This is a genomic window from Paenibacillus sp. S150 (assembly GCF_019352175.1).
Taxonomy (GTDB): Bacteria; Bacillota; Bacilli; order Paenibacillales; family Paenibacillaceae; genus Paenibacillus_AQ.
In genome coordinates, this window is record NZ_JACBYI010000013.1 from 108,233 (window position 1) to 124,463 (window position 16,231).

The 16,231-nt window shown below is 55.6% G+C and carries 14 protein-coding genes; 10 read left to right on the plus strand and 4 right to left on the minus strand.

Annotation, left to right across the window (positions count from 1 at the left end; translation table 11 throughout):
- Positions 1–73 precede the first annotated feature (73 nt).
- The 8 genes from HYD27_RS14305 to HYD27_RS14340 are packed head-to-tail and all read left to right on the plus strand — an operon-like array spanning position 74 to position 8,044.
- Positions 74–1,693, plus strand: coding sequence for an ABC transporter substrate-binding protein (locus HYD27_RS14305; protein WP_219216178.1), 1,620 nt, complete (start codon positions 74–76; stop codon positions 1,691–1,693).
- Positions 1,693–2,679 (plus strand): ABC transporter permease, encoded by a 987-nt coding sequence (locus HYD27_RS14310; protein ID WP_228745142.1) that lies wholly within the window; start codon positions 1,693–1,695, stop codon positions 2,677–2,679. Before HYD27_RS14305 ends, HYD27_RS14310 begins: the two co-directional genes overlap by 1 nt.
- Complete coding sequence (locus HYD27_RS14315; protein WP_219216182.1) at positions 2,676–3,542, plus strand: ABC transporter permease; 867 nt, start codon at positions 2,676–2,678, stop codon at positions 3,540–3,542. Before HYD27_RS14310 ends, HYD27_RS14315 begins: the two co-directional genes overlap by 4 nt.
- Positions 3,539–4,312 (plus strand): ABC transporter ATP-binding protein, encoded by a 774-nt coding sequence (locus HYD27_RS14320; protein ID WP_228745133.1) that lies wholly within the window; start codon positions 3,539–3,541, stop codon positions 4,310–4,312. Before HYD27_RS14315 ends, HYD27_RS14320 begins: the two co-directional genes overlap by 4 nt.
- Positions 4,303–5,088: an ABC transporter ATP-binding protein gene (locus HYD27_RS14325; RefSeq protein ID WP_219216184.1), complete on the plus strand. Its 786-nt coding sequence runs from the start codon at positions 4,303–4,305 to the stop codon at positions 5,086–5,088. Before HYD27_RS14320 ends, HYD27_RS14325 begins: the two co-directional genes overlap by 10 nt.
- On the plus strand, positions 5,072–6,130 hold the full coding sequence (locus tag HYD27_RS14330) for a pyridoxal-phosphate-dependent aminotransferase family protein (RefSeq protein ID WP_219216186.1): 1,059 nt from the start codon (positions 5,072–5,074) through the stop codon (positions 6,128–6,130). The genes HYD27_RS14325 and HYD27_RS14330 overlap by 17 nt, the downstream gene beginning before the upstream one ends.
- A gap of 2 nt (positions 6,131–6,132) precedes the next feature.
- Positions 6,133–7,284 carry an amidohydrolase family protein gene (locus HYD27_RS14335; protein WP_219216188.1) on the plus strand — a complete coding sequence of 384 codons (1,152 nt, stop codon included), beginning with the start codon at positions 6,133–6,135 and terminating at the stop codon, positions 7,282–7,284.
- A 16-nt stretch (positions 7,285–7,300) separates the two neighbouring features.
- Entirely contained in the window at positions 7,301–8,044 is a 744-nt protein-coding gene (locus HYD27_RS14340) for a hypothetical protein (RefSeq protein WP_309242068.1), read from the plus strand.
- 754 nt (positions 8,045–8,798) lie between these two features.
- On the opposite strand, the gene HYD27_RS14345 is transcribed toward HYD27_RS14340, so the two are convergent.
- Genes HYD27_RS14345 through HYD27_RS14360 form a run of 4 tightly spaced genes read right to left on the minus strand, consistent with a single transcriptional unit; the run spans position 8,799 to position 13,252 of the window.
- A complete protein-coding gene (locus tag HYD27_RS14345; RefSeq protein WP_219216190.1) occupies positions 8,799–10,166 on the minus strand; it encodes a sulfatase family protein in 1,368 nt (455 codons plus the stop codon).
- 41 nt (positions 10,167–10,207) lie between these two features.
- The gene (locus HYD27_RS14350; protein WP_219216192.1) at positions 10,208–11,041 is read right to left on the minus strand and encodes a carbohydrate ABC transporter permease; all 834 of its coding nucleotides are present in this window, start codon (positions 11,039–11,041) and stop codon (positions 10,208–10,210) included.
- On the minus strand, positions 11,041–11,919 hold the full coding sequence (locus tag HYD27_RS14355; RefSeq protein WP_219216194.1) for a carbohydrate ABC transporter permease: 879 nt from the start codon (positions 11,917–11,919) through the stop codon (positions 11,041–11,043). The genes HYD27_RS14350 and HYD27_RS14355 overlap by 1 nt, the downstream gene beginning before the upstream one ends.
- Position 11,920: 1 nt before the next feature.
- A complete protein-coding gene (locus HYD27_RS14360) occupies positions 11,921–13,252 on the minus strand; it encodes an ABC transporter substrate-binding protein (RefSeq protein WP_219216196.1) in 1,332 nt (443 codons plus the stop codon).
- Positions 13,253–13,538: 286 nt separating this feature from the next.
- On the opposite strand from HYD27_RS14360, the gene HYD27_RS14365 reads away from it, so the two are divergent.
- Positions 13,539–14,297, plus strand: coding sequence for a response regulator transcription factor (locus HYD27_RS14365; RefSeq protein ID WP_219216198.1), 759 nt, complete (start codon positions 13,539–13,541; stop codon positions 14,295–14,297).
- Positions 14,294–16,030, plus strand: coding sequence for a cache domain-containing sensor histidine kinase (locus HYD27_RS14370; RefSeq protein WP_219216200.1), 1,737 nt, complete (start codon positions 14,294–14,296; stop codon positions 16,028–16,030). Before HYD27_RS14365 ends, HYD27_RS14370 begins: the two co-directional genes overlap by 4 nt.
- The last annotated feature ends 201 nt before the right edge of the window (positions 16,031–16,231 follow it).

Here is a 16,231-nt window from a genome sequence, read left to right on the forward strand (position 1 = left end):
GACAGAGGTGGGGGTATGGGCCATAATACAATCCATACTAAACATATATGCTTTATAGGAAGGAGAGGCTCAGATGTTGCAATTTAAGACTTCTACTAGAAAATCATTACGGGCAGGAGCATTGGCCGTTTTATTATTGGTGCTGATTGCAGGTTGCTCCGGGTCCAAGAATGATCCTGAACCTAATGAAGGAGCCCAGCCAAGTGCGGGTCAAACCGCGAACGAGAGTTCAAATACGGAGGAGCCGGCGGCGGGAGGAACTTTCGTCTATGGGCGTCCTGCTTCTGTAACCTCGTTTGATCTGCATAATCAGATTACCTCGAACAACGCCTTTGCCATTGATAAGGTATTCGAATCTCTGGTTGCTTTTGACAGCGACGGGGAAATAGTGGACTGGCTTGCCGGTTCACATACCATCAGCGAGGACGGCTTAACATATACTTTCGTGCTGCGCGACGGCCTGAAGTTCTCAGATGGCACCGATGTTGCTGCAGAGGATGCGGTATTCTCGCTGGAGCGGCATTTGAAGGTAGGCGGCCCGCTGGCTGTTTCGGCACAGGTGGATACCATCAAGGCGCAGGATAACAAGACGCTGGTCATTACGCTTAAGGAGCCGTATACACCGTTTATCTCCGAGCTGTCCAACTTTTCCAACGGTATTATTCCGAACAATTTTGGCGGAGTTGCCGAAGAAGAGTTTTTCAAGAAGCCGGTTGGAACAGGACCTTTCGTTGTTGAACAGTGGGACCCTGCCGGCGACCTGACCTTCACCAAGAATACGAACTATTGGCAGGAAGGCAAGCCGTCGATTGATAAGCTCGTGTACAAGCTGATTGAAGACGACAGCCAAGCCATCAACCAGCTGAAGGCGGGCGAAGTGAATGCCATTGAATCGCTGGCCCTGCAAAATGCCGATGAGCTTAAGAATGGCGCCGACACTGCAGTAGTCACCAATGGCAGTTGGGTGACCGAGCAATTGTTCTTCAACACGCTGGACGAGCATTTCTCAGATGTGCATGTCCGCCGTGCGCTGGCGCTGGCGATTGACCGTGAAGGCCTGACCAAGGCGCTGACCTTCGGTTATGCGCAGCCAGCCAGTTCGTTGCTGCCGGCAACCATTCCCTACAATGCGAATGATACAATCAAGGCACTGAACTTTGATGCGGCTGCGGCCAAGGAAGAGCTGTCCAAATCCGCCTTCCCTGACGGCTTCAGCACCAAGCTGCTTGTAGCGTCCGGCAACAGCACCAGAGCCCAGGAGGCGCAGATTATCCAGGCAGCGGGCCAGGCAATCGGCATTAAGATCGAGATTGAATCAGTTGAGCTGGCGACCTTCCGCGAACGGTTCTTTGCGTATGATTTCGCGGCCATGCTGAACAGCGGGCAAGCCGATTCTCCTGAAGCGAATTCAATCATTGCGTTCCAGACCGATCCGGAAGGCTTCAGCAAATCGTATTGGACGCATTACACGAACGATGAAGTAACCAGGCTTCTGGTTGAAGGGCAAAAAACAGCGGACGGCGCTGACCGTGCCGCAATCTATTCCAAGCTTCTGCAGACTCTTGCCGATGAAGTGCCGTACATCCCGCTCTATTACCCGGATATTCTTATCGGTGCCCGTTCTTCCGTTGAGGGCCTTGTTGTTCTGCCTAACGGCAGCGTCCGGTTCGAAGATGTCCGTATCGGCAAATGATGAAGCCGGGCAAGACGTTAATCCGGCCGGCAGGAAGCCCTACGCCGTACAGATGGCTTAGGAGCGCTCTGATTAAAGCTGTAATAGTGATTCTCTGTGTGATGACAGCCGTCTTTTTTCTCATCCGGATTGTGCCGGGAGATCCTGCCAAGATGATTCTGGGTGAATACAGTACCCCTGAAGCTATCGCGGGTATGCATCATACGCTCGGGCTGGATCTCCCGCTATGGGATCAGTTCATCCGCTTTATGCAGACGCTGTTCACTCATGGAGATACCGGCAATTCCATTATTTCGGGAACCTCCACCCGAACGCTGATTGCCGAGCGGGCGCCCATTACTATGCTGCTTATTGTGATGGCTTGTGTTCTGGCAGTGATTATCGCTCTTTTGCTCGCTGCAGCCGCCGCTACGCACAAGGATAAGCTGCTGGATCATTTGATCCGTATATTTCCTACAATTACTCTGGGGATGCCAATCTTTTGGGTTGGCATCCTTTTGATTCTGCTGCTCAGTGTACGCCTTCACTGGTTTCCTGTGGGCGGAGTAGGCGAAGGCTGGGCCGGGACCCTGCACAGCCTGGCGCTTCCGGCGGTTACCGTTGCTTTTTCACAGATTCCTACGCTGGTCCGTTCATTAAGGGCACAGATGCTTGAGGTATTGGAATCGGATTTTGTGGTCACCCTCAGGGCTGCGGGAATACCGGGCAGGGTCATTCTGTTTAAGCATGTCCTGCGCAACTCCGCTCTGCCAACCCTGATGCTGCTTGGCGTAAATATTTCGTATCTGATCGGCGGCACCCTGGTGGTTGAACAGGTGTTTGGAATCAAGGGGATTGGCAGCCTGCTGTTTACTTCAATTTCGAAACGGGATTTTCCGGTCATTCAAGGAATCGCGCTGTACTGTGCGGTCTCGGTTGTGATCATCAGCCTGCTGATTGAAATTATCTCCAAATGGCTGGACCCCCGAACGAAAGGAAAACCATGAAACCTACAACGATCTACTCCGGGCTGCAAGCGGACGGGAAGAAGCCCGGCCTTATTCGCCGGATCTGGAATACCCCGTCCCTTTTGGCGGGAAGCATTATGTTTGCAGTGCTTATTCTTCTGGCTGTATTCATACCGTTTCTTAGTCCTTATAACCCCTCCGAGCAAAATTTGAGCGCCTTTTTGCAGCCCCCGTCCGCCGAGCATTGGCTGGGGACCGATCAATTGGGGCGTGACTTGTTCACGAGACTGATCTATGCTGCGCGGACCGATTTGAGCATCATGGTTCTGGCGGAAATCATCCCCTTCTGCACCGGTATATTTCTGGGGATGCTTGCAGGATATTACGGGAAATGGATTGATACGGTTATTACACTGCTCACCGATACGTTTATCGCTTTTCCATTTTATCTGATCGTGATTATCGTAGCCTTTGCCAGCGGGGCCGGAGAGCGGGGGATTTATATCACTTTCATCCTTGTCGGCTGGATTGTGTTTGCCCGTGTGGTCCGGGGCCTTAGCGCATCGTTCCGCGAGCAGGAATGGATAGCTTCCGCCCAGACGCTGGGGCTGTCCGGAGTCAGAATTATTCTGCGCCATCTCCTGCCCAATGTGCTGCCTCAAGCGGTGGTAGTCCTTATGACGGATATGGTCGGCCTTCTGGTGGCGATTGTTACGCTCGGGTATCTCGGCATCGGCATCGCACCTCCGACCCCCGATTGGGGAACCATGATTGCGGATGGACAATCCTTCATGACCACAGCCTGGTGGCTCTCGGCAGTTCCGGGCTTTGCCGTGGTCTACACGGGAATCGCCTTGTCTCTTGTGGGTGACGGTCTGGCAGACCTATGGAGGAAAAAATGATGGCAACAAGCCCGGTTCTGGCCGTAGAAGCATTGTCGCTGGCAACGAAGTCGAATGAAGCTCTGGTCAACAATATCAGCTTTTCGCTGGGCCAAGGGGAGAGTCTGGGACTGGTAGGCGAATCTGGCTCCGGCAAATCACTTACGCTGCGGGCTATCCTTGGACTGCTTCCCCGCGGGGTTGAGCAGACAGGAGGAGCCATTAAGAGCGGCGCAAGCAGCGCAATGGTCTTTCAGGACCCCAGAGGTGCCCTGGACCCGCTCTGCCCGGTGGTCAAGCAGCTTGCAGAAGTCGTATATTACAGACAACAATTAAGCCGGAGGGCCTCGCGAGCGGCGGCGCTGGAGCTGCTCGAAATGCTGGGCCTTCCGGATTCCCTGAAAAAAGCGGACCGTTATCCCAGCCAGCTGTCGGGCGGTCAGTGTCAAAGGATCGTCATTGCCATGGCACTGGCGTGCAAGCCTGGGATTCTTCTCTGTGATGAGCCGACAACGGCGCTCGACGTTACGGTTCAGCGGCAGATTATTGAAACGATTACCCGGCTGCAGAAGGAACTGGGCTTTGCGATGGTTTTTGTGACGCATAATCTTGCGATTGCCGCCGCTCTCTGCTCCAAGCTGGCTGTGATGAAAAGAGGGCGGATTGTTGAGCATGGCGATACCCTGAGCGTTCTGCGCAATCCGCAGGAGCCTTATACACAGATGCTTATTCACTCGGTGCTTCCTTTGCCGGAGCTGGAGGGGGAGGGGGAGGGACCACTATGGAATTAGCCCTGCAAGTCAACAATATAACGGTTCGTTATGGCGGCTTCACTGCGCTGGACGGCATTCATCTGAATCTGCAGCAGCATACCACCCTCGGCCTTGTTGGAGAGTCCGGGTCGGGCAAATCCACGCTGGCGAGGGTCATAGCGGGATTGATCACTCCGGATGAGGGGCAGCTTCTGCTGGGCACACAAGAATTGCACAAGAAACGGAGCCGCGGGCAGCGCAAAAGCATACAGATGATCTTCCAGAATCCGGATGCCTCACTGAATCCGAAGCATTCCATACGGCAGATTCTGTCCGAGGCGCTGCTGTTTCACCGCATTGTAGCCCGCTCGGAGGCCGAGAAGAGATGTAAAGAGCTTCTGGCCCGTGTTCAGCTGGAGGCAAAGGCCTTGGACAAATATCCTCACGAATTCTCGGGCGGCCAGCGACAGCGGATTGCGATTGCACGCGCATTAAGCGTAGAGCCAAGCCTTCTGATTGCCGATGAGCCGACGAGCGCGCTGGATGTTTCCGTGCAGCTGAATGTGCTGGAGCTGCTGAATACGCTCAAAGCCGAGCTTCATCTGACCATGCTGTTCATCTCCCATGATCTGGGGGTCATCCATGCCATTAGCGATACGGTTGCGGTCATGAAGCAGGGAAGCCTGGTCGAGGTCAGTCTGAAGGAACAATTCTTTGCCCGCCCTGAGGCTGCCTACAGCCGCGAGCTGTTGTCCGCAGTCCCAAAGATGCCGAAATTGAACACATCAGGAGGTTACTATGAACCAAGAACCTAAAGGATTTGTGCCGCTGTCACTTGCCGAGCTCGATACGCTTACCCGCTTGCTCTCCGGGCTGCTGTCTACAGAGCACCCCCCGGTGATCATTCCGGGCGAGGCCATTCTGGGCATTGAGGCGATGGCGGCCGGCATCTCCGCGCCGGGCAGGACCTTTCTAAATGTGGTGACAGGCCCTTATGGAAGTCTGTTTGGACAATGGCTGGAACGCGGCGGAGCAACGGTAGCGGAAGTCAGGGTCCCCTTTGATGAAGTGGTTCCTGCGGAAAGGATCGCAGCGGCGATCGGGCAGCATAAGCCGGACGCGCTTTCCTTTGTACAGGCTGAGGTGGTTACCGGCGGCTCCAATCCGGCCGGGGAAATATTGAGGCTTGCCCGCCGCCATAATCTTATAACTGTGTTGGACTCGGTGTCGGCGGTCGGCGGAGAACCGCTGCCGGTTGATGAATGGGGAGTTGATTTTGCGGCTGTGGGGGCGCAGAAAGCTCTGGCCGGACCGAACGGCGTCAGTGCGGTAAGCATTACGCCGCGCGGCTGGGAATTCCTTGAGTCCAACGGAAATGCACCGCGCAATTCCATTCTGTCCTTGCTGGATCTGAAACCGGCAGGGAACGGAACAGCGCCGGTACGTGTGCCTCCCAACATTCCGACGCTGGAGGCCAGAGCCTTGATTGCGGCCTTGACCGCCGTGGAGGAAGAAGGACTGGAGCAGGTGATCAGGCGCCATGAACGGGCTGCGGCCTCTGCCGTTGCCGGTATCAAGGCCTTGGGCCTTGCGCCCTGGCAGAAGGACAGCCGGCACTATTCTACGCTGACTACGACGGTGCGGATTTCCGGGGAGCAGCGGCTGCATATTGCCCGGCCCGTCGGGATCGTGGCTCCCGGAGACGGAGAACTCTTCGGGCAGCTCCTGCGGATTAACCATTTTGGAGCGAACGCCAGCCGGATCTGCGTGGAAGAAGCCATTGCGACGCTGGCCGGTCTGTTGAATCAGGACGCTGGACCTGCACTCGGAGCCATCCGGCTGGTCTGGGAGGAATGAATATGATCAACAGACATCCTGAGGCGCAAGTCTTCAACTCTATCTTTATAGCGGGCATCGCTGGGAAGCGCTTCGATATTTCAATTAAGAACGGCCGGTTTTCCTCTATTGCCGGATCGGCGCCGGATTATGATCAGCCTGCTGATCCGGGCACGGATTTATGGATCAGCCCGGGGGTTATTGATCTGCACACGCATCTGGCCTGGACGGACTTCGACCATGCGGATCAATTGAAGCGCGGCAGCCATGAGCTGGAAGTCATGCAGGCGCAGGCTTTTGAAGCCACCCTGCGGACCGGTGTAACAACGGCGCGCGATGCCGGCGGGATTCTGCCCAGCACCGTACGGCATCTTGTCCGGCACTACGGGCAGCCGCTGAGGGTCCAGACCAGCAGCGATATGCTTGGCGCCGCGGATGCCCGCGGGATTCGGCATTTGGAGAAGCGGATGGCCGGAATTTTTGATACAGGGGCCGGCTGGATCAAGATCATGGCAACCGGCGGCCTTGGCGCGGCTGCTGAACAAGTCCTCGATCCGAATTTTTCGGAGGAGGAGTTCGCTTTCATTGTCCGCCATGCCCACGCCAATCACAAAAAAGTTCTGGTTCATACCTGGGGCGGGGTGACGGTAGACTGGTCCATCCATGCCGGTGTGGAATCTATTGAGCATGGAATGTTCCTGAGCGGGGATCAGGCGGGCAGACTTGCAGAGGCCCGGATAGCCTTGGTGCCTACAACCTCGATTTACCGCATTGCCGCAGATCCCCATGGCGTGCTCGCGCTGAACCCGGTCATTTGCGACCGGGCCGAACGCGCGGCCGAAGCGCATTCCCGGGCCATCGGCTATGCCAAGAGCGCCGGGGTCCGGCTGGGATTGGGTACGGATTATGCCACGCCTGCACTGCACGGGTACAATCTGCAAGAGCTGGACACGCTGATGGAATACGGCTTGACCCGGGAGGAAGCCTGGCATTCTGCCACGGGCGGCGCCGCAGAGATTCTGGGAAGCGGCAACGAATTGGGGCGGATTGCCGAGGGGTATATTGCCGATGCCGTGATTTGGGATGCCGATCCGTACCGGGCGCCTAATGCAGATACACTGCGGAAGAGCATCGTATCCGTCATTACCGGAATGAAGGAAGCGGAATTAATGTAAGGCAAGGAGGGGGCATGTGATCTCATCCACTCAAAAAAAGCATATCATCGCTGTTATGAAGGCTCTTCCAAGCCGAAGCCGGTATTTAAAAACAGAACTGCTGAAGGATGAATTAAAGCTGAAGCAGGACGGAGCTGTGGAGATTTATTATTCTCCGCATAATGAATACATCAATTCATCGGCCAAGATTGTTTTGCTCGGAATTACTCCGGGCTGGCAGCAGGTGGAGATTGCCTTTCGAGCAGCGGTTCAATGCTTGCAGGAGCAGAAGTCTTACGGGGAGGCGTGCAGGGAAGCAAAATTCGCGGCCGGAATGGCCGGTCCCATGCGGGCGAATTTAATGCAAATGCTTCAGGAAATCGGGATTCATGATTACCTGGGGATCACAAGCATTCAGCATCTGTTTGAGCCCGGGTGTACATTGCTGCATACAACCTCCCTTATCCGGTTTCCTGTTTTTGTCGCCAAGCAAAACTATAATGGGCATCGGCCTTCACTGACAAGAAACCCGTTCTTGTTCGGGGAAGTGCTTGAATCTTTTCTGCCGGAAATAGGCCGGTTGAACCGTCCGCTCATTATCCCGCTGGGCAAGTCTGTCGAAGAGATGCTTCGTCTGCTCATTGACAGACAGCTCATCCCCGGGCAGACGGTTTTATGGGGATTCCCGCATCCATCAGGTGCCAATGGCCACCGCTTACAACAGTTTTATGCCAATAAGGCTGCAATGGAGCGGGTGGTGGACAGCCTGATGCAACCTTGATTCAAACAGGGCAATAATTATAAGCTGACCGGACCCGGATCGGACCGCCGGAAACACAATCGCGGCCAGGATATGCTGGCTTCTATTGGATAGGGAATTGAAGTGGAATTAGTGCACTTAATTGGACAGAAAAGCTTGCGGCAGAGGGAATAGTGGGAAAAAGGTAACTTAATTTGAAGCGTATTCTCCTGAAAGGGGAAGAATCGGATGGATTAGTGATCCTTTTTCCCACTAACGCTGGCGAAAAAGGGGATGAGGGCAGATTAAGTTTACTTTTTCCGCTTGGGCTTACCGCCGGTCTCAGCGGGAAGGTCCGGAGGGACGGAAGAAAGCATCTGTTCACCCGGCCAGGACAATTGGAGGGTCCCGGCAAGCTTGAATTTGAAATTGCAAACGGCTATGCCGTCCAGTGAAGGACGGCATAGCCGTTTGTTCAAATATAAGATACTCATGCCGCTGCGCGGCACCACGGAGAAATGAAATGCACAAGCCGTTATTTCAGGGCAGAATGTTAATGCTTGGCGCACTAAATGAGCCTTCTATTTCCCGCTGAAACGGTGCAGTCCTTAAAAAGGACGGCGCAGCCGTTTCTGCTCCTATGTTTTGGGGTCCCCGCAAAGTACCTGAGTCATCATCGGAGCCAAGGCCCCGCTACCCTGGAAATAACTTTACGCCCCCATTTCCATCATCTGTGGTGCCGCGTCAGCGGCATGGATGGCTTTGTGGGGTTATTTTCTGTGCTTTGCCGGAGGCTCTACCCGTCCGATTCCAGCAGCCGCCGCTGGCCAGACGGAACGGGAGGGGCCGGATCAATCGCCGGCTCCGGCTCACCGGCTTCCCGGATCCGGCGGAGCAGGGCGCCGCACAGCCGGTCAGAGACTTCACGGTGGGATTCGTAGCCCGCCAGATTGGTCAGCTCATACGGATCGGCGTACAGATCATAGAGGTACGCCTCGCGGTAACGGGCTGCGGAAGCGTCCAGCAGCGGATCGGCATCCTCGGACACCACGCCGTATTTCCAGCGTGCGGTGCGGATGGCCCGGCCCAGCACCGATTCGCTGATCTGCACGAACACCTCCCGGGGCCAAGCCGTGCGGCTTCCGTGCAATAACGGCACGACTGATCGTCCATGCAGCTCTCCGGGGACGGGAAGACCGGCGGCGTCAAGCAGTGTGGGCACAAGATCGACGAGGCTGACCAGTTCCCTGACATTGCCTCCGCCGATAAAGCGCCCGCCATACAAGGCGGCCGGAATCCGGATAGAGCTCTCATGGCAGGAGCGCTTGTACTCGCCGTTGCGCGTCTTGAAATGCGAGCCATGGTCGGAGGTGAACAGCACAATCGTATCCTCAAGCAGCTCCAGGCTGCGCAGTGCGTCCAGAATTCTGCCCAAGGCTTCATCGAGGCGCTTGACCATGCCGTAGTAGCCGCCGAGATGCTGCGGAGCTGTTCCGCCGAGCGATTCGAGGTCAGGCGGCGTCCAGCGTCCGGTGTACCGGTCCCGGTATATGTCCGGGGCCGGATAGTCGTCGCGGCGGTTCTGATGATGCGGCTCAATATGGGACAGGAAGAGAAAGAACGGCTGCTCCTTCCGCTGGTCGATGTAGCGGATGGCCGCATCGGTCAGGGCATCCACCCGGTATCCGGGCAGATCGACCGGCCGGTTGTCATTGTCGAACAGACGGGTGCGGTACGCATCGGAGGTATGCTCCAGCGCGTCCGACGCCAGCCAATACCGGTAACCGCCCCGGAGCTCTTCAGGGACGGGACGGTCACGGGTCGAAGCGAGATGCCATTTGCCGATGTAGCCGGTATCATATCCGGCCTCATTGAAATGGCCGGCCAGAGTCGGAAGATCGGGAGCAAGCGGAATTCCGTTGCGGTGGCAGCCCGTCGCGGTTGCATACAGTCCGGTCTGCAGGGAAGAGCGGGCCGGACCGCATACGGGCTGGCACGTGAAGGCATGCTCCAGGTGGGTGCCGAAACGGGCCATCCAGTCATAATGGGGGGTAAGGCCCAGCGGATTGCCGTGTACGCCTGTCGTATCCCACCGCTGTTGATCGGTGAAGAAAACGATGACATTCGGTTTTCGCGGCTCATTCGTCAGATTAGCGTTGCTCATGGGGACAGATCCTCCTGTACACAATTAGTGAAATACTGCAGCTATCCCTTAAGTCCCGTAGTGGAAATGCCTTCCACAAAGTACTTCTGCGCCGTGAAGAAGACCGCAATGCAGGGGACAATGGCCAGCACCGACATTGCCATCACGCGGTTCCAGTGCACGGCGCCTTCGTTGTCGAGGGCCATCCGCAGACCGAGCGATACCGGGAATTTGGAGACGCTGTTGATGAAGATCAGCGCATTGAAGAAATCATTCCAGGTCCAGATAAATTGGAACAAAGCGGCTGAAATCAACGCGGGCCCGGATAAGGGAATCAGTATCCTTGCCAGAATGGCAAAGGAGCCGCAGCCGTCAATATACGCCGCCTCATCCAGCTCGCGGGGAAGCCCCCGGAAGAACTGGACGAGCAGAAACACAAAAAACGCATGGACGGCCAGCAGCGCAGGAATATAAAACGGGAGATACGTATTGAGCCAATTCAGCTCCCGGAACAAGAGGTACCGCGGAATCAGCAGCACGGAATCCGGCAGCATCAGGGTTGAGAGCATGAGCGCGAACAGCGCTTTTTTGCCGGGGAACCTGAATCTTGCGAACCCGTAGGCAACCACTGTGCTGGACAGCACTGTCAGAACGACAGCAGGCACTGTAAGCACCAGCGTATTTTTGAAAAATGCAGCAAAGCCATATTTTCCGATTCCGCGCCAGCCTTCCGTGTAAGCCTCGGTATTCCAGATGCCGGGCCACAGCGACAGGGAAGAGAATATTTCACTGTTCGTCTTGAACGAAGCGGACAGCAGCCAGAGCAGCGGATACAGGAAAATCAGTCCGAACAGCGACAGCAGCACAAGTGTCAGCGTCTGTCTTGAAGCGCTCATCAGAAGGCACCTCCGTCCTCGTAATACGCATAACGGTTCGCCGCCTTCATCAGGATGAACGTCACGGCCAGCAGGATCAGGAACAGCACCCAGGATAAAGCGGAGGCATAGCCCATTTTGAAATAATGAAACGCATTGTCATACAGGAGCATTCCGTACAGATAGGTGGATTTCACCGGACCGCCCCCCGTAATGACGAATGCCGCTGTGAACTGCTGGAATGCCCCGATGGTCTGCATGACCAGATTGAAGACGATGACAGGGGCGAGCAAGGGCAGGGTGATGCTTGAAAAGACCCTCGTCCGCGCAGCCCCGTCCACCCTGGCGGCTTCATACAGCTCATGCGGAATCTGCTTCAGACCGGCCAGAAAAATAACCATGGATGAACCAAATTCCCAGGCAGGCAGCAGCGAGATTGTAAACAGGGCCAGCCTGGGATCGCCCAGCCAGTCCTGGACAGGCAATCCCAGCCCCTGGAACAGCTTGTTGACAACGCCCTCCCGCATGAACAGAAACTTCCACAGCACGGACACCGCAATGCTCCCCCCGAGGATGGAAGGGAGATAATACAGGGTACGGAAGAGAGACATTCCTTTGGCCGGCAGGTTCAACACCAGTGCAACGAGCAGCGCGAAAGCCAGCTTGAGCGGCACCGCCAGCAGCACATACTGGAAGGTGACCTTCAGGGAGCGGGTAAAGTCAGGGTCCTTCGTGAACATATAGATGAAATTGTTCCAGCCGGCGAAGACCGGTGTCTTGATGATGTTATACTGCGTAAACGAGTAATACAGCGAGGACAGGAACGGATACAGCGTAAGCAAGAGAAATCCCGCCAGCCAGGGGCTGATGTAGAGCAAGCCGGCATATTTGCTTCGCATCCTATTCTATGTCCTTGAGCTTGTCATTCAGGCGCGTAATCAGCCCTTCCGCTGCCGCCCTCGGCTCAAGCTGTCCAAACCCTACCTGCTGGAGATAGTCCTCGGCCAGCTTGGACAGCTCCTGGTTCCCGCTGATGCCGTTGACCGGATCACCGGGATTGGTTAGGGCCAGCTCGACCGCTTTGACAACGGTGCTGTCGATCAGGCCTTTCCCGGCAAGCAAATCCGCATTCGCCTTCACCGGAGGAACACTGTATACATCCATCAGTATTTCCGCGGCCTCCGGATCGGTCAGCAGCCAGCTGGCGAATTTGGCTGCTTCCCCGGGATGCTTGGACGCCCTGTTCAGGGCCAGCGGGTTGCTCGGATTCACCACTACTCCGGATGCCTTGGCATCCGCAGGAACCGGATAGGATGCAACATCAATATCCGGGTTGAACGATTTCAGCTTGCTCAGCGTGGAGGCCAGGCCGAAGACCGCACCGATCTTGCCTTGCTGCCAGGCGGGATTCTCGGTAATTTCCGGATACAGGCTGCTCTGGGCCAGCGGCTGCAGCACCCCGTCATCCAGCAGCTGCTTGTAATAGGCGAAGGCTTGCTCCAGCTGGCCGGCGGTAAAGCCGGGCGTCTTGTCCTCGTTGATCCATTGTCCGCCGGTCAGCTGGGCGACATAGGGCTGAAGGAAGCCGCGCACATCCAGCTGCGCCAGCAGGTAAGCCTCCGGGTCCTGTTCATGCACCTTTACGCCAGTCTCATGAATCTTCTCCCAATCCCAGTCGGACGACTCCTCAATTCCGTATTTGTCGAAGAAAGGCTTGCTGTAAGCGGTGACCATGCCGTTGATTCCCATCGGCAGGCCGACCAGCTTGCCGTTCACCACTGTATACTTTTCCAGAAAGCCCGAATCGAAGGCGTCCAGATTGACGTTGTCCTTCTGTTCATACCAATCGATCGTCAAGTCTCCCTTGACCGCTATTTCATCGATCCAGTCAAAGGAGAGCGGTGTCAGATCCGGTGCGGTACCGCCTGCCAGCTGAGTGACAAGCTTCTCATAGTAACCGTCGAATCCGCTGTATTCTGCTTCAATCTGCACATGGGGATTCTTTGCCGTATATGCATCAATTGCCGCAAGCAGCGCCTTGTGCCGGTTCTCGGAGCCCCACCAGGCAAAGCGGAGCGTGACATCCTCCCGGGCTGCTTGCTCTGTGGGAACAGGAGCGGCCGTCTGCTCCTGCGCTGTCGTCTTGTCCGAAGAATTGGAGCATCCGGAAATCAGACTGGCTCCCAGTGCCAATAGTGTTATTAATCTCATTTGTTTAATTGGTTTTGGCATAACAATGTCTCCTTCTTTCGTGTGGATGTCCTTACTATACCTGCGCAGAGGCCGGACCGACAGATGCGCAGGTTGAGAAATGGTATCCTGTATGAGCTTTTTCCGAGGAAAAGGCATCCTGATCCGACATTATGTCCATTCAAGAGTAGTTTCCGGCCAAATGGCGCTCTGCAGAGGAAATTCATTTGCTCCGGCTCTGTACAAGCCCCAAAATATCATTTACTATTTCTTAATATCCGATAAGATTACTATATCATTAACTATGACGAACGGGAGGGAGAAGCTGATGTACAAACTGGTGCTTGCGGATGACGATGCGGAGATCCGGAGCGGGCTGTCGCAGTATTTTCCTTGGGCCCAGCTCGGCTTTGAGCTGGTGAAGACCTTCCGCAACGGAGCAGAAGCCTGGAATTACCTGCAGGAGCATGAGGCAGATGCGCTGCTCTGCGATATCTCCATGCCGGTGATGGGCGGACTGGAGCTGGCGCGCAGGCTGTATGAGCAGGAATCCGGGATTACGGTGGTTCTGCTGAGCGGCTATGCCGAGTTCGATTATGCCCGGGAAGCGCTTGCCTATGATGTGAAGCGTTATCTGGTGAAGCCTACCGGGTACGAGGAGCTGTGCAGCGAGTTTTCCCGGCTCCGCCTGGAGCTGGACCGGAGCCGGGAAAAGCAGACTGCCGGCCGGGCAGAAGCCTTGCCGGCTTATTCGCAGCAGGTGACTGATATCCTGAAAGCCTATGTGCAGAAGCATTACCGCACCGCCTCGCTTGAGGAAGCCTCCCGGCTTGTTCATATGAACCCGGATTATGTCAGCAAGTTTTTCAAGCAGCATACCGGTGAGAATTTCTCCGACTATGTCGTCAGAGTCAGGATGATCAGGGCGGCGGAGCTGCTGCGGGATATCCGGTACAAAACCTTTGAAATCAGCGAAATGGTAGGGTACAGCTACTCCAAAAATTTCACGCGGTCCTTCAGGAAATTTTACGGTATGAGTCCGCGTGAATACCGGAACGGGCAGCAGCCCGGTGACCCGGTAAGATGAGCCGCCGTTTTTTTCTGAAGAATCTGTCGATGTTCATGATCCCCATGCTGATTCCGGTCCTGATTCTGGGTACGCTTGCCATCGTTGTCACCGGAAGGTTTCTTCAAAGCGACAATGACAGGAACCATTATGCAATCTTTACCCAGATGGACCGGACCATGGCAACGGCACTGGATGAGATGGATTCACTGTATGTCAGCCTGGCCAATGCCGAGATTGTCCACCGTCTCCAGCAAATTTTGAGTACCCAGACCCTGACGCTGGAGAATTTGCGGATTCTGTCAACGATTCTTGAGTATGTGAAGGGCCCTGCCAATGCGAAGCCTTATATTGAATCCATTTATCTCGATGCAGACAATGAAGCGGATCAGCTGCTGACCAGCAGGGAAGGGCTAATCCGCAGGGAGGAGCTGCCGGACAAGGACTGGAAGGAGCCGCTGGCTGCGCATATGGGAGACCGGGGGATCTGGCTGGAGCGGCGGAGCATTCAGAGGTATTCATTTGAACCGCCGGTGCAGGTTATGACGCTGTATAAATCCATATATTCCACGGTCACTGCACGGCCCGCAGGTATGCTTGCGGTGAACCTGAATGCCGGTTACATAGAGAGGCAGCTCGATGCGCTGCGGCTGGCGGAAGGCCAGCGATTGCTGGTTCTGGGAAGCGGAGGGGAGCTGCTGTATCAGAATAGGGCTTCCGCACTGGCAGAGCCGGGCAGCGGGGCGGCGGAGCTTATGAAGGACAGCTCGTATGCGGCGGCCCGTTACACGGCAGCAAACGGCTGGACATATGTCATATTGACGCCGCGCCGTTCGCTGAATTCCGTACCCTTTACACTCAGCAGCCTGACCGTTCTGTTTGTGCTGGTTTCCTTTGGACTCGGCCTGCTGCTGACGATGCTGCTTACCCGCCGGAACACCTCTTATATCCGCGACCTGATTTCCCTTATCCGGCATGCGGAGCGTTCGGAGCCGCTGCCTGCCATCTCAGCCTCTCTCAAACAGGACGAGTACGGCTATATTTCACGTTCCCTGGTTAAGAGCTTCATTGAGCAGATTGACCTCAAGGTTCAGCTGGCTGATGAGAAATACCGCCTGCGCACCGCAGAGCTGCTGGCGCTTCAGACCCAGATTAATCCGCATTTTTTGTTCAATACGCTGGAGAGCCTGTATTGGAAGACCGCCTCTCTGTCCGCTGCCGGAAATGATGCGACCGTTATGCTTGAGCATTTGTCCCTGCTGCTGAAATATTCACTTACTACACCCGGAGAACCCGTAAGCGCCGAAGAGGAAATCCGCCATGCCCGCCGTTATGTGTCCATTCTGGGCCTGAGGAATCAGGGAGGCTTCGAGCTGCTGTGGCAGTATGATCCGGAGGAGATCTCCGGCTATAGCCTGCCGAAGCTGCTGCTGCAGCCGCTGATTGAGAACAGCATCCAGCATGGACGGGAGACGGAAGACCGGCTGCTGCGCATCAAGATCAAGCTGCTTGAGGCTTCCGGGAAGCTGTGTATCGCGGTGGTCGATAACGGCCGGGGCATGGCCCGGTCCGAGCTGGAGGAACTGCGGCGCCGGATCGCCTCATCCGATGAACAGTATGCGCATATCGGCCTTGCCAACACTTTCCGCCGTATTGAGCTGCTGTTCGGAGAGAACGGGAGTTTCCGCGTATACAGCAAATTGAACTGGGGAACGGCGGTGGTGATCCGCATTCCACGGAGCGAGGATGGCTAGCCAGCCGTATCAATCCTGCGTGCAGGAGGGGCGATTCCAGGTGTCGGCGGCTGCGCGGAAACCCAATATTGCCTTCTGAAAAAGCCATGTGCAAAAAACCGCAAGGACAGAAAGCGGTCTTGCGGTTTTTTGCCTCTCTTATTCCTGCCGGTTAAGAAATGAACTAAAAAAAGCACGATACAATCTTTAATTTCAGGTAAG

Excerpts from the sequence above, each read along its gene's own strand:
- HYD27_RS14305 (WP_219216178.1), top strand. The coding sequence starts at position 74 with ATGTTGCAATTTAAGACTTCTACTAGAAAATCATTACGGGCAGGAGCA.
- HYD27_RS14310 (WP_228745142.1), top strand. The coding sequence starts at position 1,693 with ATGAAGCCGGGCAAGACGTTAATCCGGCCGGCAGGAAGCCCTACGCCG.
- HYD27_RS14315 (WP_219216182.1), top strand. The coding sequence starts at position 2,676 with ATGAAACCTACAACGATCTACTCCGGGCTGCAAGCGGACGGGAAGAAG.
- HYD27_RS14320 (WP_228745133.1), top strand. The coding sequence starts at position 3,539 with ATGATGGCAACAAGCCCGGTTCTGGCCGTAGAAGCATTGTCGCTGGCA.
- HYD27_RS14325 (WP_219216184.1), top strand. The coding sequence starts at position 4,303 with ATGGAATTAGCCCTGCAAGTCAACAATATAACGGTTCGTTATGGCGGC.
- HYD27_RS14330 (WP_219216186.1), top strand. The coding sequence starts at position 5,072 with ATGAACCAAGAACCTAAAGGATTTGTGCCGCTGTCACTTGCCGAGCTC.
- HYD27_RS14335 (WP_219216188.1), top strand. The coding sequence starts at position 6,133 with ATGATCAACAGACATCCTGAGGCGCAAGTCTTCAACTCTATCTTTATA.
- HYD27_RS14345 (WP_219216190.1), bottom strand. The coding sequence starts at position 10,166 with ATGAGCAACGCTAATCTGACGAATGAGCCGCGAAAACCGAATGTCATC.
- HYD27_RS14350 (WP_219216192.1), bottom strand. The coding sequence starts at position 11,041 with ATGAGCGCTTCAAGACAGACGCTGACACTTGTGCTGCTGTCGCTGTTC.
- HYD27_RS14355 (WP_219216194.1), bottom strand. The coding sequence starts at position 11,919 with ATGCGAAGCAAATATGCCGGCTTGCTCTACATCAGCCCCTGGCTGGCG.
- HYD27_RS14360 (WP_219216196.1), bottom strand. The coding sequence starts at position 13,252 with ATGCCAAAACCAATTAAACAAATGAGATTAATAACACTATTGGCACTG.
- HYD27_RS14365 (WP_219216198.1), top strand. The coding sequence starts at position 13,539 with ATGTACAAACTGGTGCTTGCGGATGACGATGCGGAGATCCGGAGCGGG.
- HYD27_RS14370 (WP_219216200.1), top strand. The coding sequence starts at position 14,294 with ATGAGCCGCCGTTTTTTTCTGAAGAATCTGTCGATGTTCATGATCCCC.